Genomic DNA, 22,904 nt, shown 5'->3' with positions numbered 1-22,904 from the left:
GAGTCTACCGGAGGCCGGTGCAAAGCCACGCCAGAAATATCCGAACTATCTTTACGAATTGTCCAGAAAGGCCTTGGTAAGTCGGTCCGGGTTTGGGTCGAACGCGTAATGATACCTTATAATTTTGGATGTTTTGAAGGAAACGGACGGCACTTTTTGCCGCCGCTGGCCCCTTTTTCCAGGTCTTCCTTCAGCGTCGTAACCCGCTGTCGCAGCGCGCTTTTCCCGCTGCGGCGGTCCGCCACTTTTTCCGGTGACTGCATGGCTTTGACCCTGACCGATGTAAAGCGTATCGCGCATCTCGCGCGGCTCGAACTGGCCGACGCCGACGCCGAACACACGCTTGTCCAGCTCAACGACTTTTTCGGCCTCGTCGAGCAGATGCAGGCGGTCGACACCGCGGGTATCGCGCCGCTTGCCCATCCGATCGAGCAGATCGAAGACGTGGCGCTGCGTTTGCGCGACGACGCGGTAACCGAAACGATCGAACGCGAAGCTTTCCAGCGTCCTGCGCCGGCCGTGCAGGACGGCCTCTACCTCGTGCCCAAGGTGATCGAGTAACGCTCGCGCAGCGGCTCCCGGCGCGGCCTGCGAGCAGCAAGCCGTAGAGCGGCTTGCCGTTGCACGAGCCTATCGCGTGGTTCTTTCGCGTGATTCTTTTTTAGCCGGATTCCTCGGTTCGGCTTGCCGGCGGGCAACCGGACGCCTCCACGGCAGCGCGATCCGCGCTGCCGCGCTCTCCAGGATAAAACGCAATGCATGAAAAAAGTTTGACCGAACTGCGCGCCGCACTGACGGCTAAGGAATGCTCAGCCGTCGAGCTGGCGCAACTCTATCTCAAGCGCATCGACGCGGCCAACAGCCTGAACGCGTTCATCCAGGTCGATCCGGACCTGACGCTCGCGCAGGCGAAAGCCGCGGACGCGCTGCTTCATGCGGGCCACGGCGGTCCGCTGACCGGCGTGCCGATCGCGCACAAGGACGTGTTCGTGACCAAGGGCTGGCGCTCCACTGCCGGCTCGAAAATGCTGTCGAACTACGAGAGCCCATTCGACGCAACCGTGGTCGAGCGTCTGCAGAAGGCCGGCATGGTGTGCGTCGGCAAAACCAACATGGACGAGTTCGCCATGGGCTCATCCAACGAAAATTCGTACTTTGGTCCGGTGCAGAATCCGTGGGATCGTCAGGCAGTGCCGGGCGGTTCGTCGGGCGGCTCCGCAGCGGCTGTCGCCGCGCGCCTCGCGCCTGCTGCGACCGGAACCGATACGGGCGGATCGATCCGTCAGCCGGCGTCGTTCTCGGGCATCACCGGCATCAAGCCGACGTACGGTCGCGTGTCGCGCTACGGCATGATCGCGTTCGCGTCGTCGCTGGATCAGGGCGGCCCGATGGCGCAAAGCGCCGCCGACTGCGCCACGCTGCTCAACGCCATGGCCGGCTTTGACGAGCGCGATTCGACGAGCCTCGTGCGCGACGATGAAGACTACACGCGCTACCTCGGCCAGCCCTGGAAAGAGGACGGCGCCGGCAAGCCGCTCGCCGGCCTGCGCATCGGCTTGCCGAAAGAGTATTTCGGCGCGGGTCTCGCCGACGACGTGCGTGCCTCGATCGACGCCGCGTTGAAGCAATACGAAGCGCTCGGCGCGACGCTGGTCGAAGTGACGCTGCCGAAAACCGAACTGTCGATCCCGGTCTACTACGTGATCGCACCGGCGGAGGCGTCGTCGAATCTGTCGCGTTTCGACGGCGTGCGCTTTGGTCATCGCGCCGCGGAATATGGCGATCTGCTCGACATGTACAAGAAGTCGCGTGCCGAAGGTTTCGGTCCCGAAGTGAAGCGCCGCATCATGGTCGGTGCTTACGTGCTGTCGCACGGCTACTACGACGCGTACTACCTGCAGGCGCAAAAGATCCGCCGCATCATCGCGCAGGACTTCCAGGAAGCGTTCAAGCAGTGCGACGTGATCATGGGACCGGTCGCGCCTTCGGTGGCGTGGGACCTGGGCGCGAAAGGCGACGATCCGGTACAGATGTATCTCGCCGACGTGTACACGTTGTCCGTGAGCCTTGCGGGTCTGCCTGGCATGAGCGTGCCGTGCGGCTTCGGCGCCGGCGCGAACGCGCGGCGTCCGGTGGGATTGCAGATCATCGGCAATTATTTCAATGAAGCCCGGATGCTGCAGGTGGCCGACGCGTTCCAGCGTGCGACCGACTGGCACCGCAAAGCACCCGCAGGAGTGTGAGCACCATGACCAAGCAATGGGAAGTCGTGATCGGTCTGGAGACCCACGCGCAACTGTCCACGCAATCGAAGATTTTCTCGGGCGCCCCGACGCAATTCGGCGCCGCGCCGAACACTCAGGCGTGCCCCGTCGATCTGGCCTTGCCCGGCACCTTGCCGGTAATGAACCGCGGCGCTGTCGAGCGCGCGATCCAGTTCGGTCTCGCAATCGGCGCAACCGTCGCGCCGCGCAGCATCTTCGCGCGTAAAAACTATTTCTACCCCGATCTGCCGAAGGGCTATCAGATCAGCCAGTACGAAATTCCCGTCGTGCAGGGCGGCCAGGTGACGATTCAGGTGCCGGCCAATGAAAAGGCGGGCAATCCAGCGTACGAGAAAGTCGTCAACCTCACGCGCGCTCACCTTGAAGAAGACGCGGGCAAGTCACTGCACGAAGACTTCGCGGGCATGACGGGCATCGACCTGAACCGCGCGGGCACGCCGCTGCTCGAAATCGTCACCGAGCCGGAAATGCGCAGCGCGGCCGAGGCGGTCGCGTACGCGAAAACGCTGCACACGCTTGTAACGTGGCTCGGTATTTGCGACGGCAACATGCAGGAAGGTTCGTTCCGGTGCGACGCCAACGTGTCGGTGCGTCCGGTCGGTCAGGCGGAATTCGGCACGCGCGCCGAGATCAAGAACCTGAACTCGTTCCGCTTCCTTGAGGAAGCGATCCAGTACGAGGTGCGCCGTCAGATCGAACTGATTGAAGACGGCGGCACGGTGGTGCAGGAAACGCGTCTGTACGATCCGGACCGGCGTGAAACGCGCTCCATGCGCAGCAAGGAAGACGCGCACGATTACCGCTATTTCCCCGATCCCGATCTGATGCCGCTCATGATCGACGCGGCGTGGGTCGCGCGCGTGAAGAGCGAACTGCCGGAACTGCCGGAAGCGATTCAGCAGCGCTTCGTGTCGCAATACGGTTTGACGCCGTACGACGCCAACGTGCTGACGTCGAGCAAGGCGATGGCCGCGTACTACGAAGCGGTGGTCGTCAAGCTCGGTGCGGCGAACGCGAAGGTCGCGGCGAACTGGCTGATGGGCGAGGTGTCGTCGCAACTGAATCGCGAAGGTCTCGATATGGTCGACTGCCCGGTGTCGTCCGCGCAACTGGCGTTGCTGCTGCAGCGTATTGCCGACGGCACGATCTCGAACAAGATTGCGAAGGAAATTTTCCTCGCGATCTGGGAAGAGAAGGCCACCGACGAAGCCGCCGCGGACCGCATCATCGAAGCGAAGGGTTTGAAGCAGATTTCGGATACGGGCGCGCTGGAAGCGATCATCGACGAAGTGCTCGCCGCGAATCAGAAGTCGGTAGAGGAATTCCGCGCGGGCAAGGAAAAGGCGTTCAACGCGCTGATCGGCCAGGCAATGAAAGCGACCAAGGGCAAGGCAAATCCGGCGCAGGTGAACGAACTGCTAAAGAAAAAGCTGTCCTGAGCCGGAGCCGGGTTAAAGCCAGATTGAAGTGCGGTTGAAGAATTACGGCTGAAGTGTTCGCGCTTTGGCGACAGCGGGCTGTTGCCGGAAACGAAAGTGGGGCAACGGCCCGTTTTATTTTGCGGCCCCGCTTTTGCGAACCGCTGAACGCAGATCACGGAGTGTGTGGATGGCGAAGCAACCCGAACTCGACGATTTCCGCGTGCCATATTTCGACGGCAGGAAGAAAAGCAAATTTTCGCTCGACGATTTCGATCCGGCCGCGAAGCCATTTTCCACGGGTGCGAAAGACTCCGACCGCGCGCGTCTCTCGGAGATCGGCGCGAAGCTCGACAACTTGCAGGAGTGCCTGCATGCGCAGCAGAAGCGCCGCGTGTTGCTGGTGCTGCAAGGCATGGATACGAGCGGCAAAGACGGCACGATCCGCGCGGTGTTTCACGAAGTGGATCCGCTCGGCTTACGCATCGTGCCATTCAAGGCGCCGACGCAAGGCGAACTCGCGCACGATTTCCTGTGGCGCGTGCATTCGCAAGCGCCCGCGGCCGGCGAGCTGACGATCTTCAACCGCAGCCACTACGAAGATTTGCTGGTGCCGACCGTGCTCGGCGCGCTCGATGCGCCGGCCTTCGACGTGCGCTGCCGCCACATTCGCCAGTTCGAGGAGTTGCTTGCCGACAGCGGCACGACGATCATCAAGTGCATGCTGCATATTTCGAAAGACGAACAGCGCGCGCGCCTGCAAGCGCGGATCGACGATCCGACCAAGCACTGGAAATTCGACGTGTCCGATCTCGACGCGCGCAAGCAGTGGGACAAGTATCAGGCCGCCTATCGCGACGCCTTGGCCGCGACTTCCACCGAATACGCGCCGTGGTACGTGATTCCCGCGGATTCGAAAACGCATCGCAACGTGATGGTCGCAGAGTTGCTGCTGCGAACCTTCGGAGCGTTGAAGCTCGAATATCCGCCCGCGAAAGAATCGCTGAAGGGCGTCGAGGTCGAATGACCTTTGCCCTGAACTCAGGAACGAATCCCATAACGATCGAAGACAAAGGAACGACATGTTGCGTGTGATTACCGCCAACCTGAACGGCATCCGCTCAGCAGCCAAGAAGGGTTTTTTCGACTGGTTCGGCGAGCAGAATGCCGACGTGCTGTGCGTGCAGGAAATCAAATGTTCGCAAGACGATATGACGCCGGAATTTATGGCGCCGCACGATTTCACCGGCTATTTCCAGCACGCTGTGAAGAAGGGCTATAGCGGCGCGGGCGTCTATACGCGTCACGAGCCGGACGAAGTGGTGATCGGCTTTGGCAGCGAGGAGTTCGATCCCGAAGGGCGCTATGTCGAACTGCGCTTCGGCAAGCTCTCGATCGTGTCGGTGTATGTGCCGTCGGGGTCGAGCGGTGAAGAGCGTCAGCAGGCCAAGTACCGTTTCATGGACGAGTTCATGCCGCATCTCGCGGAACTCGCGCGCGAGCGTGAAGTGATCCTGTGCGGCGATGTGAATATCGTCCACAAGGAAATCGACATCAAGAACTGGAAGAGCAACCAGAAGAATTCGGGTTGCCTGCCGGAAGAGCGCGCGTGGCTGACGAAGCTTTTCGACGAAGTCGGTTACGTCGACGTGTTCCGTACGCTCGATCAGCGGCCCGAGCAATACACGTGGTGGAGCAATCGCGGCCAAGCGTATGCGAAGAACGTGGGGTGGCGGATCGATTATCAGATCGCGACGCCGGGCATCGCGAGCAAGGCGAAACGCACTGACGTGTTTCGCGACATCAAGTTTAGCGACCATGCACCGCTGACGATCGACTACGACCACGACGTAAAGAAGTGACTTCGCCTTTCTTTAAGCGGCTTGGAAGCCGGTAGCGGATCTTGAGCGGCTTCTAACGCCATGCGCTCAGGTCGCCCAAGCCGCCTTAATCGCGCACCAGCTTGCGGCGTGGGCGGCCGATGCCGGCATAGTCCGGCAGCGCGTCGACGCTTTTGCCGATGGCCTTCGCGTAGAGCGGCAGCATATCGGGCAAGCGCTTGATGATGTCCTGGCGGCGCGCCGGCGTGTACGGGTGCACGTAGATGAAGCCCTGATCGCGGTTGCTGTGCGTGGCCTGTGCGAGCTTGTCCCACAGCGTGATCGCCGCTCGCGGATCGAAGCCGGCGCGAGACGCAATATCGCTGCCGATCACATCGGCTTCCGTCTCGTCAGTGTTTTCGTACTTCATTTCGAGCAGCCGCGAGCCGATGCCGAGCGGCGCCGCGCCAAGATCCGCAAGACCGAATAGCTGCGGGATCGTGCCGGACGAATCGAGCTGACTTGCCTGCAACTGGCCAAGCCGCTCGCGCGCATGCTCACGCAGCGCATGCGCGATCTCGTGGCCTATCAGCATGCCCAGTTCGTTGTCGTTCAGATGCGCGCGGTCGAGCAGCCCGCCGTACACCACGATCTTGCCGCCCGGCAGGCAATACATGCGAATGTCGGGCGAACGCACCACGGCCACATCCCACTTCCAGCTCTTGGCCCGCTCGTTCCATTTGAGCGAGTACGGCATCATCTTGTCGACGATCGAGCGCACCCGCGTGACGTGCGCGTCGGTGTCGCCATACAGACGGTTTGCGTGCTCCGCGCCGTACGCGATCTGGCTGAACTCTTCGGCGGCTTGCGCCTCTAGCATCGGCGATGGAATCAGATTGCGGAACACCAGATAACCGCCGTAGCGCAACTGGTTGTTAGGACTGTATGACGCGGGTGCGGGCATGGTGGCCGGCGTTGCTGACGCTGACGTGGCGCCGGGCGCTTTTGCCGCGCCAGCGGGCGCCGACGTTGCCGCCGGTGTTTTCGCCGTGACCGGCGGTGGCGTCGATGGAGCGGGCGGCGTGCCTGCGGCCGGCGCGCTGCCGGGGCTCGTCGCGCTGTTCGCGGCCGGTGCAGCCGAAGTCGCGCTGTCTGAATTCGCCAGGGCTGCAGCGGACTTTGCGACCGGCGCAGGCGATTGCGGCGATGCGGCCGCCGTTGCGTTCGCAGTAGCGCTTCCCGGCGCACTGTTACCGACAGCCGGCGCCGCGGCCGCATATGTCCTGGACGGCATGGCGGCACTCACGAAGCTCACGCAGCCGATGACTAACGCAGCACGCAGCGCGCTTCGTCCGAGCGTGCGTAACCGGGCGGGCGAGGCGCCGGGCGCCAGCGGGCGCGTCGGAATAAACGCCTTCACGACCGGGTTCTCCACGGCGCGATGCGCACTAGCAGCAACATGCCGGGCAAGGCCAACGCGGTGCACACAATGAAGTAGTCGAACCAGCCGATTTTCGCGACCACATAGCCGCTCGCCGCAGACGCGAGCGTGCGCGGCACCGAAGCGAGGCTCGTGAAGAGCGCGAACTGCGTGGCCGTGTAACGCGGATCGGTAGTGCTGGCGATATACGCGGTGAAAGCCGCCATCGTCAGACCGGTGGAGAAGGTTTCGAAACCGTAGACGAGCGCGAGCGCGACCGAGCGCGGCTCGAGCTGCACCGCCCAATCGATGCCGACTAGCGCGAGCAGCTTCGTCGTGCCTTCGCTCAGCCACACGGCGATGTCGTAAAGCGCCGTCAGACCGGGCGACGCCGGTCCGAGATGCGCGAGCCAGGCGAAGCCGAGCGTCGACACCATCTGCAGGATGCCGAAAATCCACAAGCCTCGTCCGATGCCAATTTTCATCAGCCAGATGCCGCCGACAATCCCGCCCGCGAGACTTGCGCCGAACGCCGTGGTCTTCGCGATCACGCCGATCTGCGTGCGCGAAAAACCGATGTCGAGGAAGAACGACGTGGACAACGTTGTCGCCATCGTGTCGCCGAGCTTGTACAGAAAGATGAAGCCGAGCACGAACAACGCGCCGCGCCAACCGTCGCGTTCGAGGAATTCGCGGAATGGTTGCACGATCGCTTCGCGCAAATTTTTCGGCGGCGTGCCGTGCACCTCGGGTTCACGCACTACCAGCGTCATCACCATGCCCGGCAGCATGAACGCAGCGGTCACCATAAAAACAGTGGTCCACGGTAAATGATCCGACAGAATCAGCGCGAGCGAACCAGGCACCAGCGCAGCGATCTTATAGGCATTCACATGCACCGCATTGCCGAGCCCTTGCTGCGTATCGCTTAGCAATTCGCGCCGGTATGCATCGATCGAAATGTCCTGGCTTGCGCCGAAAAACGCGACCAGAGCCGTCAACGCCGCGACCGACCAGATTGCATCGCGCGGCGACACGAAACCTAGCGTGGCAATGGCGCCCGCAACCAGAATCTGCGTGACGAGCATCCAGCCGCGCCGCCTGCCTGGACGCCAGCCCGGAAAGCGCGGGACGTAGCGGTCCATCAGCGGCGCCCAGATGAACTTCCAGGTGTACGGAAACTGGATCAGCGCAAAGAGGCCGATCTCCTTCAGATTGACGCCTTCGGAGCGTAACCACGCCTGCACCAGGTAGACGAGCGTGAACAGCGGCAATCCGGACGTAAAGCCGAGAAAGACGCAGATCAGCATGCGCGTATTCAGAAACGCGCGCCAGCCGGGATGTTCTTCGTGAGCGGTAAGTGCAGGCGCCTCGTGCGGCGGGTTCGACATGTGGATAACTTGCGTTAGCTTTTCTTGACGCGATAGACCGCAAGACTACCACGCCAGTTCACCCCCCACCGCACCGTCTGACCGTCGTGCAGCACGACGCGGTCGAGAATTTCGATGCCGACCTCAGGCGCGAGCGCTTCGAAATCCTTGATGGTGAGCACCCGAACGTTCGGGGTGTTGTGCCATTGATAGGGCAGCGACTTCGACACCGGCATGCGCCCTTGCAGCACCGAAAGCCGGTGCGCCCAGTAGCCGAAGTTCGGGAACGACACGATGCATTCCCGGCCGACCCGCACGGTTTCGCGCAAAATCGCGGCGGTCTGATGAATGGTTTGCAGTGTCTGCGATAGAACGGCGAAATCGAAGCTGCCGTCTTCGAAAAGGCGCAGGCCGTCTTCGAGATTCTGCTGGATCACGTTGACGCCGTTTTGCGTCGCGGCCAGCACGCCCGCGTCGTTGATCTCGATGCCGTAGCCGAGCACGTCGAGTTCCTCGGTGAGCAGCGACAGCAGCGAGCCGTCGCCGCAGCCCAGATCCAGCACAGTGGCGCGCGGTTCCACCCAGCGGGCGATCGCACGAAAGTCGGGGCGCAGCGCCAGATAATCGAGTGCTCGCTGGTTCATGCGTTCACCTCGTTCGCAATACGGTCGTAGTAGGCGCGCATCACGTTGTGATAGCGCGCGTCGTCGAGCAGGAAGGCGTCGTGGCCGTGCGGCGCGTCGATTTCCGCATACGTCACGGTGCGCTTGTGATCGAGCAGCGCCTTTACGAGTTCGCGCGAGCGGGCCGGCGCGAAACGCCAGTCGGTCGTGAAGCTCGCAATCAGATATTTGGCGGTGGTGTGCGCAACAGCTGCTGTCAGATCGCCGTCGAAGGCTTTGGCCGGATCGAAGTAATCGAGCGCGCGCGTGATCAGCAGATACGTGTTCGCATCGAAGTAGTCGGCGAACTTGTCGCCCTGATAGCGCAGATACGACTCCACTTCGAACTCCACGTCGAAGTTGAAGTTGTACGCGTCGAGCGCACCTTCCGCGCGGCGCAGTGAGCGGCCGAATTTCTCGGCCATGTCGTCGTCCGACAGGTACGTGATGTGGCCGATCATCCGCGCGACGCGCAAGCCACGCCTCGGCTTCACGTTATGCGCGTAGTAGTTGCCGCCGTGGAAGTCGGGGTCCGAAAGAATCGCCGAGCGCGCCACCTCGTTGAACGCGATGTTTTGCGCGGACAACTTAGGCGTCGACGCGACGACGATGCAGTGCGCGACGCGCGCCGGATACATCATGCTCCACGCGAGCGCCTGCATGCCGCCGAGGCTGCCGCCCATGACCGCAGCGAAGCGTTCGATGCCGAATTCATCGGCGACGCGCGCCTGCGCGTGGACCCAATCTTCCACCGTCACCACGGGGAACGTCGCACCGTACGGATTGCCGGTGGCAGGGTCGATGCTCATGGGCCCTGTCGAGCCGAAGCAAGAGCCCAGATTGTTCACGCCGATCACGAAGAATTTGTTAGTGTCGAGCGGCTTGCCGGGACCGACCATGTTGTCCCACCAGCCGATGTCCTTCGGATTGTCCGCATAGACGCCTGCGACGTGATGCGAGGCGTTCAACGCGTGACACACCAATACCGCATTGCTGCGCCCGGCGTTGAGCGTGCCGTAGGTCTCGACCATCAGGTCGTAGCCGGCCAGCGAGCTGCCGTTCTGCAGACGCAGCGGCTCGGTGAAATGCATTTTTTGTGGAGCGACGATACCGATCGATTCCATTCATTCCGCCATTTGACAAAGACAGGGCGGCTAGATGGCGTCGGCAAAGCACGGGGAGAACGACTTGTGCGCGGCTGACGACCTCTTTAGCCGCATTTATAGTGAACCGCGGAAGTGTTCCAGTGGTTCGCGCGCCCGCAATCGAGTCAGCAAATCGGCGCGTAATATGTTTTCAAGCACGTTTTCAAACGTGTTCTGGATTGCGGTGTTCGGAACCTGGGAGGTTCTTGTTCGAGTGCCGCAGTCAGGCGCAAAGTATAGCGGAAAAATGCGCGCGGCAGCGTTAGACTGCCCGGCTGGCGTGCCTTCTTCGAGCGGACTACTGAAGGATCACTCGCAATTGTGGGTCGGCCTCGTCGGCCGGCATGCGGACAAAGCCGCTGCGAACGAAGCGATGCCAGCGGCCGATGATATAGCTCAACAGCAGGCTAGCCCTCACGGCAGGATCGTAGTCCGCCGGAACCGGGACCGGCACTGATGTATCCTGCGCGGATACATCATCATTCATCGCCCCTAGCCGCAGACATTGCTTCAGTGAAGCTTCGACGCGCTCGAGCATCTGGTTGACACGGTCGGTCAGCCGCTCATGCTCGCCGACTAGCGCTTCGCAGGTCAGCACGCGCGTCATGCCGGGATTCTTCGCCGAAAAATTCAGCAGCATCAACGCGATCGCGCGCGCCTGCAGCACACCGTTGTTCTCTTTGTCGACGATCTGGTTGATCAGCCCGAAAATGGTCTGTTCGATGAACTCGATTAGGCCTTCGAACATTTGCGCTTTGCTCGCGAAGTGACGGTACAGCGCGGCTTCCGACACACCGAGCCGCGCAGCAAGCGCCGCCGTGGTGATCTTTTCGCCCTTCGGCGCTTCGAGCATGACGGCGAGCGTCTGCAGAATATGCACGCGGCGCTCGCCCGGCTTCAGACGCTGCGCGCGCGGGACAGCCGGCGCGGCGGCTTCGTGTTCGGCTACGGCTTCGTCAGGCTTGTCGATCGGCTGCATGGCTGTCGTCCCGTCTGCTGTCCCTTCAATCGAACCGAGCGGGTGCCCAGTCGTAGCGATTTTAACGAACGAATGTTGCGATCGACATAATGCGGTCGCCCCGTGCCTGGCAGCCGCGTGGGCACACCGTCCGCGTGCGGCTTGCGCGGCAGATGCCCGGTGATCCACACCGTGCGGATGCCGAGTCGGCGGTAGTTCTTCAGATGCGAGCGCGTATCTTCGACGAGGATCACGTCCTTCAGTGAGACGTGAGCATCGCGCATGGCCTTGCGCAGCATCGCATGATCGGGTTTCGCGCGCCAGCGGCGCCGGTCGCGCATATGCTCGATGGCGATCACCTGCTCGAACAGACCCTCGATGTGCAGTTCCGCCAGCACCGCGCGCGCATACGCCTCGGGCGCGTTGGTCAGCACTATCTTGCGGCCGGGCAGCGCCGCGACGAGACGCGCGACTCCGCGCTCGTGGCGGATCATCGAGCCGAGATCGGGGAAAGTGTGCACGACTTTCAGAAAGTCGTTTGCGTCGAGCGGATGGTGGCGCGTCAGGCCCAGCAGCGCCGCGCCATAGCGCTGTGTGTAGCCGGTGCGCAGACGGTTGGCTTCGTCGAGCTCCACTTGCAGCGCGTCGATGATGTACTGCGTCATCGCCTGATTGATCGCAGGGAAAATGGCGTGCGACGCGTGATGCAGCGTATTGTCGAGATCGAACAGCCAGACCGGACCACCACCAGCAATCTGCGGACGGCGGCGTCGGGAAGTGGGGGTGCGCATGATGGAAAGGCCGTTCAGGCGCCGTGCGCCGCAACGAGGCCGCACGGCAGATGCAGTATATCCGGCGTGACGGGCACATGAGGCGCCTCAAAGCTGCGCGCCTTATGTGCCGGATTTGCGACAGGGATCAATGCGAGCGGATCATTGTGCCGAACGGCTGTTCGGTGAGAATTTCGAGCAGCACCGAATGTTCGATACGGCCGTCGATGATGTGTACCGAGCGCACGCCGCTCTTGGCCGCGTCCAGCGCCGACGAGATTTTCGGCAACATGCCGCCGGAGATCGTGCCGTCCGCGAAGAGCCCGTCGATTTCTCGCGCGGACAGGTCGGTCAGCAGATTGCCTTCCTTATCCATCACGCCGGGAATGTTCGTCATCATCACGAGCTTTTCCGCATTCAGCACGACCGCCAGCTTGCCCGCGACGAGATCGGCGTTGATGTTGTATGACAGGCCGTCTTCGCCGAAACCGATCGGCGAAATCACCGGAATGAACGCATCGTCTTGCAGCGCCTTCACAACGGCCGGATTGATCGCTTCCACTTCGCCGACCTGACCGATGTCCACGTATTGGCCGGGATTGTCACGGTCCGGCATCAGCATCTTGCGCGCATGGATGAGGCCGCCGTCCTTGCCGGTCAGCCCGACTGCGTGACCGCCGAAATGATTGATCAGCGTGACGATGTCCTGCTGCACTTCGCCGCCGAGCACCCATTCGACGACTTCCATCGTTTCTTCGTCGGTGACGCGCATGCCTTGAATGAACGTGCCCTGCTTGCCGATCTTCTTCAGCGCCTGGTCGATTTGCGGACCGCCGCCGTGCACGATGACCGGATTGATGCCGACCAGCTTCAGCAGAATCACGTCGCGCGCGAAGCCCTGTTTCAGCCGCTCCTCCGTCATGGCGTTGCCGCCGTATTTGATGACCACGGTCTTACCGTGATACTGGCGAATGTAGGGCAGCGCCTCGGCCAGGATTTCAGCCTTCAGGGTGGGCGCAATCTGCGAAAGGTCGGGAAGCTCGGACATGGCGGCTGGCTCGGGCACGGAACAGTTAAAACAGGGCGAATTGTACAGGACTGGCGCGCTGCAACAGGGTTTTCAACATATGCGCGGGCGGCGCGCAACAGCCGTTTTCCGCACCGCGCGATCGCTGCGTGCAGCGCCAGTAGACGGTGAAGCGTACCGCGCTTGCCGCGTGCCTGTGAACTAGCCGAATGGATGACTAACGGCGGCGCGCTAGCCGTGGCATCATTTCCTCGTCGATGCCTCGCGAGACCGTCCGCCCGTCATGAAACCGTCCGCCTCCCGCCCACAAGGCAGCGCGCGCTGCCCGCGCTGCGGCAATGCGTTCGATTGCGCGATGCATGCGCAGCCGTTCGACTGCTGGTGCCGCGAGATGCCGGCTTTGCCGCCGGAGCGACTCGACCCGACCGGCCGTTGTCTTTGTCCCGAATGCCTTGCTGCGGAAATCGCGCGAGCGGCCCAGCCGGAGCCCGGCGCGAATTCACCGTGAAGGCCGTGCGGACCGTTCAGTTGCCGCTGAAGTTTAGCTAGCGTCGCCGCCAGGCGAGGCCGCCCTGTGCCGGGCCGCGAGTGCGCCGAGATCGTGGGCGACGGCCTCGAGCGCCGGCTCCCACTCGCCGAACTGCGCCTGCCGGCACAGCGTCGCGCTCGGATACCACGGGCTGTCGTTGCGGTCGATCAGCCAGACCCAGTGCGGATTGACGTCGAGCAACACCCAGGTGCGCTGTCCAAGCGCGCCGCTGAGATGTGCCGCCGACGTGCACACAGTGATTACCAGGTCGAGCGCGCCGACAAACGCGGCGGTGTCGTCGAAGGTCGCGAATTCCGCCGTGTAGTCGGTTATCGGCAGGCCGGCTGCGTGGGCCGCGCTCACATCTGCGCTCGCGCCCGGTTGCAGCGAATAGAACGCCACGTCGCGCATGCCGCCGAAATGCTTCGCATAACGTTCCCAGCCGACGCGCCGGAACGGATTGCGTTGATGACCGTGGCTGCCGGTCCATGTCAGTCCGACTTTGAGCCGCGACTCGCCGGCAAGCCGCTGTTGCCAGCGCTTCACTGCCGCTGCGTCCGCGTGCAGGTACGGCGTGCTCCCGGGAATCGTCGCCTCGCGTGTGCCGAAGATCAGCGGCAGGCTCAACAACGGAACTTCCAAATCGAACGGCGGAAGCGATTCGACTCCACCGCCCGCGGAGTAGTCGTCTACATAACCGCCAAGACTGCGTGCGAGCAATGCGCCCATCGGCGGGAACGAGTTCCAAGCGAGGCGGCCGCCTTCGCGATGCACACGCTCGGCCAGCATCGGGATATAGCGGCTGAACTGCAGCACATCGCCCATGCCTTGCTCGCCCCACACAAGCAGCGTTTTGCCGGTTAGCGGCTCGCCGTTCCATGTGGGCGCGGGCATCTCCGGCCGGTTGCCGCGCAATTCCGAGGAGCCTGTCCAGCGCGCTTCGTGCGACAGCCAGCCATTAGCATAATCGCCGCTCATGAGTTGCAGCATCGCGAGGTTCGAACGCATGGTGGCGTCAGTGGGCGCCAGCGCGCAAGCTGTTTGCGCGGCTTGCGCCGCCTCGGCCCAGCGTTGCGCTTCACGTAGCGTCAGCGCATAGTTGTTATGAGCCAGCGGGTTTAGCGGCGCGCACTGGACAGCTCGCGCACCGGCTTCGACCGCGCGGGGCAAATCCAGATTCTTGCGGTAAGCGCTTGCGAGATTGATCCAGCCATTGCCATCGCTGGGTTGGTCCTGGACGGCGTCTTCGAGAAGCGCAATCTGTTCGCTCACGTCGCCGTCGGTGAACGCAAGAGCGCCAGCGAGATTACAGCGTAGCGACGGCAATGCCGCGTCCAGTTCCAGCGCGCGGCGATATGGACCGACGGCCTCTGCATGGCGGTCCGCCATCTGCAGCGCGTAGCCGAGACGAAAGTGCGCATGCACGTTCCCGTTGTCGAGTTGCGCAATAATGGCGGCCAGTTCGATCGCGTCGTCATGGCGTTGCTGTTGAACCAGGGTGTGGACCAGCGATGCCAGCGACTCGTCGTCCAGAGGATGGAGTTGCGCGGCGGCACGGAGTGATTGCGCCTCGGATTCCGCTGCACTGTTCCGACGGGCGGTGGCGGCATGCCGCATAAAGTTAAGGAAAGCTGACGAGATGTCAGAGGTGTCCATGGATAATTGAGGCCGCAGGCCGGGCGTAACGGACCAGCCTGCTTTCGCTGTCAGGAAAACGTCCATGGTATCGCCGTATGGCGACGACGTAATTGGGACGATTCCCAACGGGTAAACTGAAGCCATGCATCGTATAACCAACACCGGCCGCGTTAATCTCGGTCATCTGTTCTGGCTGCGCAGTCTAGCGATCATCGGGCAGTTATTGACGATCGCTTTTGTGCAGATATTCATCGGCGTGCATTTGCCGTTGCCGGCCATGCTACTCGTCATCGCGCTCGAAGTGGTCTTCAACGGGCTCACGGGGTGGCGCGTGACGCAACAGCGGCCCGAATCGAACATGGAGTTGTTCGGCCAGATATGGGTCGACCTCGGCGCATTGTCGGCGCTGTTGTTTCTGTCTGGCGGCACCACCAATCCATTTGTTTCGCTCTATCTGCCATCGCTTGCCATTGCCGCTGCGGTGTTGCCGTGGCAACTGATGGCGTGGCTCGCCGCGTTCGCCGTCGCCTGCTATGCAGTGCTCGGCTTCGATTCGGTGCCGCTGAATCTCGACAATCCCGCGAATCTGTTCGACTACTACCGCGCCGGCATGTGGGTCAACTTCATGGTGAGCGTCGGCCTGATCGCGTGGTTCGTCGCGCGTATGTCGCGAGCCCTGCGGCTACGTGACGCAGCGCTCGGAGATGCACAGCAGCGCTTGCTTCACGACGAACGCGCGGTCGCGCTCGGTGTTCAGGCAGCTACCGTCGCTCACGAAATCGGCACGCCTCTGTCTACAATTGCGATGCTGTCCGAAGAATTGCGCGACGCGGCGCGCACCGACAAAGGGCTCGCGCCGTACAGGGCCGATCTCGAATTGCTCGAACAACAGATGGGCTTATGCACGTCGGCGCTTGCCAGATTGCGCAGCCGCGCATCGACCACCACCAATCGTCAGCCGGTCGACGAGTGGCTCGAATCGTTTGCCGAGCAGTGGCGCTTGCGTCATCCGCATGTGAAGTTCGAGCGGATCGGTGCGCCGCCCGCGGATGTCAGTCTTGACGACACGGTTGCCGTGAGTCAGATTCTGACGATTCTGCTCGACAACGCCGCGCGCGCGAGCCGCGATCACGTCACGCTGTCTTGTACGTTGGCGGCGCGCGGCGATCAGGTCGAATTTGAAGTATGCGATGCAGGCCCTGGCATTCCGGCCGCGTTGCGCGGCTCGCTCGGCGCGATGCCGGTGGAGAGCACGCAGGGTGGGCATGGCGTCGGCTTGTATCTGGCTTTTTCGGCGGCGGCGCGTCTGAAAGGGTCGATCGAACTGACCGACGTCAGTGCAATCAAGCCGCGTGGCACGCGCGCCGTTTTACGGTTGCCGCTTACCGCGCGCGAAATTTCCGGCACGGACCGTCAAGGCGCCGCGCCATCCAACACGGAGAAACAGGCATGAGCGAAATGAATTTTCTGGTGATCGACGACGACGAGGTGTTCTCCGGCATCCTCGCGCGCGGCCTGACGCGGCGCGGCTATACGGTGAGCGAAGCCCACAACGCAGACGAGGCGATCAAGCTGGCCAATCAGCAGAAGTTCAGCCAGATCACGGTGGATCTGCACCTTGGCAACGACTCGGGCCTCACGCTCGTCGCGCCGTTGCGCGATTTGCAGCCCGACGCGCGCATGCTGGTGCTGACCGGCTATGCGAGCATCGCCACCGCGGTGCAAGCGGTGAAAGACGGCGCGGACAATTACCTGGCGAAGCCTGCCAACGTCGAAACGATTTTGTCGGCGCTGCAAAGCGAGGCGAGTGCGTTGCAAGCGGAAGAGGCGATCGAGCATCCCACGCCGCTTTCGGTTGCACGTCTCGAGTGGGAGCATATTCAACGGGTGCTTTCGGAACATGGCGGCAATATCTCGGCCACCGCCCGGGCGCTGAACATGCATCGCCGGACCTTGCAGCGCAAACTCGCCAAGCGTCCGGTCAAGCAGTAAGCGCCGCTTTATCGCTACGCATCGCGGAAAAGAAAACGGGCCGCCTCTGTTATAGGCAGCCCGTTTTTTTGCGTCTTGCTACGCTTTACGTCACAGCACGTAACGCGACAGATCTTCGTCTTCCGCGACTTCGTTCAGCGCGCGATCCACATATGCCGCGTCGATCTGCACCGTTTTACCGGAGTGATTGCCGGCAGCGAACGAGACTTCCTCGAGCAGCTTTTCGATGACCGTGTACAGCCGGCGTGCGCCGATATTCTCGGTTTTTTCGTTCACCGAATAAGCGATTTCGGCCAGACGCCGAATGCCGTCGTCGGCGAATTGGAGCTGCACGTCTTCGGTGGCCAGCAATGCCTGGTATTGCTTGACGAGACTCGCGTCCGTCGACACCAGGATCGATTCGAAGTCGTTCACCGACAGCGAATCCAGTTCTACGCGGATCGGGAAGCGGCCTTGCAGTTCTGGAATCAGATCGCTCGGCCTGGCGAGATGAAACGCGCCGCTCGCGATAAACAGAATGTGGTCCGTCTTCACCATGCCGTACTTGGTGTTGATCGTGGTGCCTTCCACGAGCGGCAGCAGATCGCGTTGCACGCCTTGACGGGACACTTCACCGCCGCCGGCTTCATTGCGCGACGCGATCTTGTCTATTTCGTCGAGGAACACAATGCCGTTCTGCTCGACGTTCTGCACCGCCTTGGCTTTCACCTCTTCGTCGTTCAGCATCTTGCCGGCTTCTTCGTCGGTGAGAACCTTCAGCGCTTCCTTCACCTTCAGCTTGCGGCGCGTTTTCTTGCCGCCGCCGATGTTCGCGAACATTGAACGGATCTGCTCGGTCATGTCTTCCATGCCAGGCGGCCCCATGATGTCCATGCCGACTTGCGGCTGCTCGACGTCGAGTTCGATTTCCTTGTCATCGAGCAAACCTTCGCGCAGACGCTTGCGGAACGTCTGGCGCGTGGTGCCGCCTTCATCGGCGGTATCCACGGCGCTCGAACTCGAGCCGAAACCGACCGGACGCGCGCTCGGCAGCAGAATGTCGAGAATGCGGTCTTCGGCCTGGTCTTCGGCCTTGGTTCGCACTTTGCGCATTTCCGATTCGCGCGTCTGCTTGACCGAGATTTCGATCAGATCGCGCACGATGCTGTCGACGTCGCGGCCCACGTAGCCCACTTCGGTGAATTTGGTGGCTTCGATCTTGATGAACGGCGCATCGGCGAGCTTGGCCAGGCGCCGCGCGATCTCGGTCTTGCCGACGCCGGTCGGTCCGATCATCAGAATGTTTTTCGGCGTAATTTCCTGGCGCAGCGGGTCTTCAACCTGCTGACGGCGCCAGCGATTGCGCAGCGCTACGGCCACCGCTTTTTTCGCGCGGCCTTGGCCGATGATGTGTTTGTCGAGTTCCGAGACGATCTCGGCAGGGGTCATGGTGCTCATCGTGGGTCCTTACTCGATCGTCTCGATGACGCGGTTATGGTTCGTGTAGATGCACATGTCGCCGGCAATCTCCAGCGACTTCTCCACGATTTCGCGAGGCGACAACGCGGTGTTGTCGGCGAGGGCTTTCGCGGCGGCTTGTGCATAAGCGCCGCCCGAACCGATCGCGCAAATGCCACCTTCCGGATCGAGCACGTCGCCGTTGCCGGTGATGACGAGCGTGGTGGTCGCGTCGGCCGCGATCAGCATGGCTTCCAGGCGACGCAGCATGCGGTCCGTGCGCCAGTCTTTCGCGAGTTCGACCGCGGCTCGCGTGAGGTTGCCCTGGTGCTTCTCCAGCTTCGCCTCGAAGCGGTCGAGCAGCGAAAAGGCGTCCGCCGTGCCACCGGCGAAGCCGACCAGCACCTTGCCGTTATAAATGCGCCGGACCTTCTTCGCACCGCCTTTCATGACGATGTTGCCGAGCGTCACCTGGCCGTCGCCGCCTAGCGCGACCTTGTCGCCGCGGCGCACGGAGACGATCGTCGTGCCGTGAAATTGCTCCATATGCGTTCCTCTTTGCAAAGCGGGTAGGACGCGGCAGCGCGATGCACTACCGCATGAATCCTGGGAAGCGGACGGCGCGCGACGCGAAAAGTGAGCCACCTCGCGCGCTCGTGCAGCGCATGTCGGAATTATTTTAGGGCGTGCGCGGGCATATCAAGAGCCGGCAAATGGCATAAGACAAAAAACGTGGTTCGGCAGGGGCGATGCCCGCGATCCGCGGCGCAGCGGCGCGCAAAAGAAAAAAGGCGCACGGATCACCGTGCGCCTCTCGACGAAGCAGCGTTTTTTGGGCGCAGCGCCGAAGCCGCGCCGCCGGCGTTCAGTCGCCGAACAGCTTCTGGCGCAGTTCGCGGCGCTCCTGCGCCTCGAGCGACAGGGTGGCCGTGGGCCGCGCGAGCAGACGCGGAATGCCGATCGGCTCACCGGTTTCTTCGCACCAGCCATAGTCGCCAGAGTCGATACGCGCGATCGACTGCTGCACCTTCTTCAGCAGCTTGCGCTCGCGGTCGCGCGTGCGCAGCTCAAGTGCATGCTCTTCCTCGATCGTTGCGCGGTCGGCCGGGTCCGGCACGATTACGGTTTCGCGCAAGTTCTCGGTCGTCTGGCCGGCATTGCGGAGAATGTCCGCCTGCAGCTGTTCGAGCTTGTTCTTGAAGAAAGCGAGCTGATCCTCATTCATGTAATCCTTGTCGCTCATCTTCAGGATTTCGGCTTCGGTCAAGAGTCGTTTCGTCGTCATCTGGCTTACTTCTTCAATGTGAGGCAAAACTCTGCATAGTGCCCGCACTTTCGTATTGCCCGCAAGGCGCCTCGGGACGCTGAGCGCAGGGCGGGCACGGACGATGGACTGTCGTGACGCCGAAGCGCCTGGCGCCCACGTCGGGCGTCGCGACGCCAATGCGGGGCCGAACTCCTCTGGAAACCGATTCTCAAATGCTCCTGAGGTATTGCTCCCGGGCAGCAGGCCTTGTCAGGCTGCGGCGGCGGGCATTGTCGGCGTGTTCCCGGATAAGATTTTCCGGCGCCGCTTCAAGCCCGGCGCGCAGTACGTGATCACCGCGCACTGACCGGGCAAATCGTTCTCATTCTCCAGTGGGCACGTATTGTAACTGAATCACAATCCGGCACCGCAACTGGTGGAAATCCCTCTGCGGCGTCCCGGTATCCCGAAAATATAACGCGCGAACGGTCAAAAAGCGATGGTCGTACACGCATTAATACAGCAGGGTTTTCACGCGTTTTTCACACACGTGCGCCACCGCACATAACGCTGGGGCTATTCGGCCGCCGCGCGATGCTTTTTCGGCAGAAGATTACCGCGCGGCGAACGTCGCGCTCAGGCGAGACAGGCGTCCAGGCCGTCGGTAATCAGGTCTTGCGGCAGTTCAATGCCGATAAACACCATCTTGTTGGTCTTTTTCTCGACCGGCTGCCATTTCGCCGCGAGGTCGCTGCCCATCATCTGATGCACGCCCTGGAACACGACTTTGCGGTCGACGCCCTTCATGTACAGCACGCCCTTATAGCGAAGCAGGCGTTCGCCGTAAATCTGCAAGATGCCGCCGAGGAAATCTTCGAGCTTGTTCGGATCGAACGGGCGGTCGTTGCGATACACGAACGACTTGATCTTGTCGTCGTGATGCGCGTGATGGTGGTGCGCGTGGTCATGGCCTTCGTGATCGCAATGACCATGGTCGTGATCGCAGCTCGCGTGATCGTGATCCTCGTCGTGCGTATGGCCGTGCTCGTCGTGCGCGTGCGCGTGGCTGTGCGCGTGTTCGTCTTCGGCGAGGAAGTCCGGATCGATCTCGAGCTTCGAATTCAGGTTGAAGCCGCGCAGGTCGAAGATTTCCTTGATGTCCGCTTCGCCGAAGTTGACCATCCTGATCGCCGCCTTCGGATTCATATGCAGCAGACGGTGGCGCAAATCGGCCAGCTGTTGTTCGTCGACGAGATCGGCCTTGGTGATGAACAGGCGGTCCGCGAAACCGACCTGGCGCTGCACGACTTCATGCTCGTCCAGTTGATGGTTCGCATGCTTTGCGTCCACCAGCGTGATGATCGCGTCGAGCAGGAATTCGCTGGCGATCTGATCGTCCATGAAGAACGTCTGGGCGACGGGGCCTGGGTTCGCGAGCCCGGTGGTCTCGATCACCACGCGGTCGAAATCGAGCTTGCCCGACTGTTTCTGCGCGGCCAGGTCGCCGAGCACACGCGAGAGATCGCCGCGGATCGTGCAGCAGATGCAGCCGTTGCTCATCTGGATGATCTGCTCGCTCGTGTCCTGCACGAGAATTTCGTTGTCGATGTTCTCTTCGCCGAACTCGTTCTCGATCACGGCGATCTTCATGCCGTGCTTTTCGTTCAGGATGCGCTTGAGCAGGGTGGTTTTGCCGCTGCCGAGAAAGCCGGTCAGGATCGTGACTGGGATCATGTTGTTCGCCTATAGGTCGTGAAACGATGCGTGATCGAATGCGTAATGGCATGCATAAGCGCATGCATAAGCGGGCGCGGCTGGCTCACGGCGCGCAGCCCTGTCTAGCCGGATATTGAAACATATCTGTCAAGCCGGCGCTGGCGAGCGGTATTCCGAAGCCGCCGCGGCGCATGCGTCGATGCGAAATAACCGTGAAGTTATAGGCGATCAGGCAATTTGCAACAGCAGGCCCTTCAGGTATTCGCCTTCCGGAAATGCCGTCAGCAATGGATGATCCACCCCGGCGCCAAGGCGCTTGAGAATCCGCGCATCGACGCGCGCGTCCGCGGCCGCGCTGGCCACGATCTTCTGGAACAGTTCGGAATCGATTGCGCCGGAGCACGAATAGGTGAACAGCAGGCCGCCCGGGCGCAGCAGCTTCAGGCCGGTCAGGTTGATGTCTTTATAAGCACGCGACGCGCGGTCCACATGTTCGCGAGAAGGTGCGAATTTCGGCGGATCGAGCACGATCAGATCGAAGCGCTCGCCCTCGTCGTAAAGGCGGCGCAGCGTCTTGAACGCGTCGGCGTCGAGCCATGTGGCGCGTTCGGCGTCGAAGCCGTTCGCCGCCACGTTCTGCTGCGCGAGCGCCAACGCCTCGCCGGACGAATCGATAGAAACGACTCGCTTTGCGCCGCCTTTGAGCGCCGCCAGCGAGAAACCGCCGGTGTAGCAGAAGCAGTTCAGCACGTCACGATCCTGCGCGAGCTGCTGCACGAGCAGGCGGTTGTCGCGCTGGTCGACATAAAAGCCGGTCTTGTGGCCGTTGCGCACGTCCACGTGATAGCGCACGCCGTTCTCGCTTGCGATCAGCGCTTCCGAAGGCGGCTCGCCCGCCAGCACGCCGGTGATCTGTTCGAGCCCTTCCTTCTGACGAATCGACACGTCCGAACGCTCGTAGACGTTCGGGCAGCGCGTGGCGTCGACCAGCGCCGCGACGATCGCTTCCTTCCACGCTTCGACGCCCGCCGCCATGAACTGGCACACGAGCTGGCTGCGCTGGCCTTCGTCCTCGGCGATGTAGTGATCGACAATCAGGCCTGGGAGGCCGTCCGCTTCGCCGAAAATCAGCCGCACGGCGCCGGTGTCGTGAACCATGGTTCGACGGTGCGCAAGCGCCCGCTGCACGCGGCGCTTGAAGAACGCGTGATCGATCGGCTCGCTTTCGTCGAAGCTCCACACGCGGGCGCGAATCTGCGAGTGCGGACTGTAGGCGGCACGCGCGAGAAACCGGCCGTCGTGCGTGCGCACCAGCACGGTCACGCCGGGCGCGGGATTGCCGTCGATCCGGTCGATTGCGTTCGCATAGACCCACGGATGGCGGCGCAGCAGCGATTTTTCTTTCGACGGTTTGAGCGTAACGGTATTCATCAGGATGTCAGCGAGAGCAAAGGGCCGCGCGGCTTGCTGC

The 22,904-nt window shown here is 62.1% G+C and carries 22 protein-coding genes; 8 read left to right on the top strand and 14 right to left on the bottom strand.

From position 1 onward, the window contains the following. Positions 1–116: 116 nt before the first annotated feature. Entirely contained in the window at positions 117–263 is a 147-nt protein-coding gene (locus C0Z16_RS37725) for a hypothetical protein (RefSeq protein ID WP_158244484.1), read from the bottom strand. Here C0Z16_RS37725 and gatC point away from each other — a divergent pair. From gatC to C0Z16_RS11400, 5 genes are all read left to right on the top strand, one after another. Beyond that, complete coding sequence (gene gatC, locus C0Z16_RS11420; protein WP_102632240.1) at positions 262–561, top strand: Asp-tRNA(Asn)/Glu-tRNA(Gln) amidotransferase subunit GatC; 300 nt, start codon at positions 262–264, stop codon at positions 559–561. The genes C0Z16_RS37725 and gatC overlap by 2 nt on opposite strands. A gap of 194 nt (positions 562–755) precedes the next feature. Further along, on the top strand, positions 756–2,243 hold the full coding sequence (gatA, locus tag C0Z16_RS11415; RefSeq protein WP_102632239.1) for an Asp-tRNA(Asn)/Glu-tRNA(Gln) amidotransferase subunit GatA: 1,488 nt from the start codon (positions 756–758) through the stop codon (positions 2,241–2,243). Positions 2,244–2,248: 5 nt separating this feature from the next. Next, complete coding sequence (gene gatB / locus C0Z16_RS11410) at positions 2,249–3,724, top strand: Asp-tRNA(Asn)/Glu-tRNA(Gln) amidotransferase subunit GatB (protein WP_102632238.1); 1,476 nt, start codon at positions 2,249–2,251, stop codon at positions 3,722–3,724. Between the two features lie 169 nt (positions 3,725–3,893). Beyond that, positions 3,894–4,730: a PPK2 family polyphosphate kinase gene (locus C0Z16_RS11405; protein WP_102632237.1), complete on the top strand. Its 837-nt coding sequence runs from the start codon at positions 3,894–3,896 to the stop codon at positions 4,728–4,730. 55 nt (positions 4,731–4,785) lie between these two features. Then, complete coding sequence (locus C0Z16_RS11400) at positions 4,786–5,565, top strand: exodeoxyribonuclease III (protein WP_102632236.1); 780 nt, start codon at positions 4,786–4,788, stop codon at positions 5,563–5,565. An 85-nt stretch (positions 5,566–5,650) separates the two neighbouring features. Here the strand turns inward: C0Z16_RS11400 and C0Z16_RS11395 are convergent, their stop codons facing one another. The 7 genes from C0Z16_RS11395 to argB all read right to left on the bottom strand — a co-directional run bounded on the left by C0Z16_RS11395 (position 5,651) and on the right by argB (position 12,896). Further along, on the bottom strand, positions 5,651–6,943 hold the full coding sequence (locus tag C0Z16_RS11395) for a M48 family metallopeptidase (protein ID WP_407070666.1): 1,293 nt from the start codon (positions 6,941–6,943) through the stop codon (positions 5,651–5,653). After that, complete coding sequence (locus C0Z16_RS11390) at positions 6,940–8,334, bottom strand: AmpG family muropeptide MFS transporter (protein WP_102632235.1); 1,395 nt, start codon at positions 8,332–8,334, stop codon at positions 6,940–6,942. Before C0Z16_RS11390 ends, C0Z16_RS11395 begins: the two co-directional genes overlap by 4 nt. Positions 8,335–8,348: 14 nt before the next feature. Continuing rightward, a complete protein-coding gene (gene metW, locus C0Z16_RS11385) occupies positions 8,349–8,957 on the bottom strand; it encodes a methionine biosynthesis protein MetW (RefSeq protein WP_102632234.1) in 609 nt (202 codons plus the stop codon). Then, complete coding sequence (metX, locus tag C0Z16_RS11380) at positions 8,954–10,099, bottom strand: homoserine O-succinyltransferase MetX (RefSeq protein ID WP_102632233.1); 1,146 nt, start codon at positions 10,097–10,099, stop codon at positions 8,954–8,956. Before metX ends, metW begins: the two co-directional genes overlap by 4 nt. A 319-nt stretch (positions 10,100–10,418) precedes the next feature. Further along, positions 10,419–11,099 carry a nucleoid occlusion factor SlmA gene (slmA, locus tag C0Z16_RS11370; protein ID WP_102632232.1) on the bottom strand — a complete coding sequence of 227 codons (681 nt, stop codon included), beginning with the start codon at positions 11,097–11,099 and terminating at the stop codon, positions 10,419–10,421. After that, a complete protein-coding gene (locus C0Z16_RS11365) occupies positions 11,066–11,869 on the bottom strand; it encodes a pyrimidine 5'-nucleotidase (protein ID WP_102632231.1) in 804 nt (267 codons plus the stop codon). Before C0Z16_RS11365 ends, slmA begins: the two co-directional genes overlap by 34 nt. A 127-nt stretch (positions 11,870–11,996) precedes the next feature. Beyond that, positions 11,997–12,896, bottom strand: coding sequence for an acetylglutamate kinase (gene argB / locus C0Z16_RS11360; protein ID WP_007179687.1), 900 nt, complete (start codon positions 12,894–12,896; stop codon positions 11,997–11,999). 262 nt (positions 12,897–13,158) lie between these two features. Between argB and C0Z16_RS11355 the strand changes: the two genes are divergently transcribed. Next, on the top strand, positions 13,159–13,383 hold the full coding sequence (locus tag C0Z16_RS11355) for a cysteine-rich CWC family protein (protein ID WP_102632230.1): 225 nt from the start codon (positions 13,159–13,161) through the stop codon (positions 13,381–13,383). 33 nt (positions 13,384–13,416) lie between these two features. Here the strand turns inward: C0Z16_RS11355 and C0Z16_RS11350 are convergent, their stop codons facing one another. After that, on the bottom strand, positions 13,417–15,060 hold the full coding sequence (locus tag C0Z16_RS11350) for a tetratricopeptide repeat protein (protein ID WP_102632308.1): 1,644 nt from the start codon (positions 15,058–15,060) through the stop codon (positions 13,417–13,419). A 124-nt stretch (positions 15,061–15,184) separates the two neighbouring features. Here C0Z16_RS11350 and C0Z16_RS11345 point away from each other — a divergent pair, with 124 nt between their 5' ends. After that, the gene (locus C0Z16_RS11345; RefSeq protein WP_102632229.1) at positions 15,185–16,495 is read left to right on the top strand and encodes an ATP-binding protein; all 1,311 of its coding nucleotides are present in this window, start codon (positions 15,185–15,187) and stop codon (positions 16,493–16,495) included. Then, positions 16,492–17,034: a response regulator transcription factor gene (locus tag C0Z16_RS11340; RefSeq protein WP_102632228.1), complete on the top strand. Its 543-nt coding sequence runs from the start codon at positions 16,492–16,494 to the stop codon at positions 17,032–17,034. The genes C0Z16_RS11345 and C0Z16_RS11340 overlap by 4 nt, the downstream gene beginning before the upstream one ends. A 90-nt stretch (positions 17,035–17,124) precedes the next feature. On the opposite strand, the gene hslU is transcribed toward C0Z16_RS11340, so the two are convergent. From hslU to C0Z16_RS11315, 5 genes are all read right to left on the bottom strand, one after another. Continuing rightward, positions 17,125–18,471: an ATP-dependent protease ATPase subunit HslU gene (gene hslU, locus C0Z16_RS11335; RefSeq protein WP_102632227.1), complete on the bottom strand. Its 1,347-nt coding sequence runs from the start codon at positions 18,469–18,471 to the stop codon at positions 17,125–17,127. 9 nt (positions 18,472–18,480) lie between these two features. Continuing rightward, positions 18,481–19,017 carry an ATP-dependent protease subunit HslV gene (gene hslV, locus C0Z16_RS11330; RefSeq protein WP_102632226.1) on the bottom strand — a complete coding sequence of 179 codons (537 nt, stop codon included), beginning with the start codon at positions 19,015–19,017 and terminating at the stop codon, positions 18,481–18,483. A gap of 319 nt (positions 19,018–19,336) precedes the next feature. Continuing rightward, positions 19,337–19,756 carry an RNA polymerase-binding protein DksA gene (dksA, locus tag C0Z16_RS11325; RefSeq protein ID WP_012431412.1) on the bottom strand — a complete coding sequence of 140 codons (420 nt, stop codon included), beginning with the start codon at positions 19,754–19,756 and terminating at the stop codon, positions 19,337–19,339. Between the two features lie 597 nt (positions 19,757–20,353). Beyond that, positions 20,354–21,451, bottom strand: coding sequence for a CobW family GTP-binding protein (locus C0Z16_RS11320; protein ID WP_102632225.1), 1,098 nt, complete (start codon positions 21,449–21,451; stop codon positions 20,354–20,356). A gap of 210 nt (positions 21,452–21,661) precedes the next feature. Further along, complete coding sequence (locus C0Z16_RS11315) at positions 21,662–22,864, bottom strand: class I SAM-dependent rRNA methyltransferase (RefSeq protein WP_102632307.1); 1,203 nt, start codon at positions 22,862–22,864, stop codon at positions 21,662–21,664. Positions 22,865–22,904 lie beyond the last annotated feature (40 nt).

The sequence above is a fragment of the Paraburkholderia rhynchosiae genome (assembly GCF_002879865.1).
Lineage (GTDB): Bacteria > Pseudomonadota > Gammaproteobacteria > Burkholderiales > Burkholderiaceae > Paraburkholderia > Paraburkholderia rhynchosiae.
Note: the sequence above shows the minus strand (reverse complement) of the source record. Positions and strands in the feature narration are given on the sequence as shown.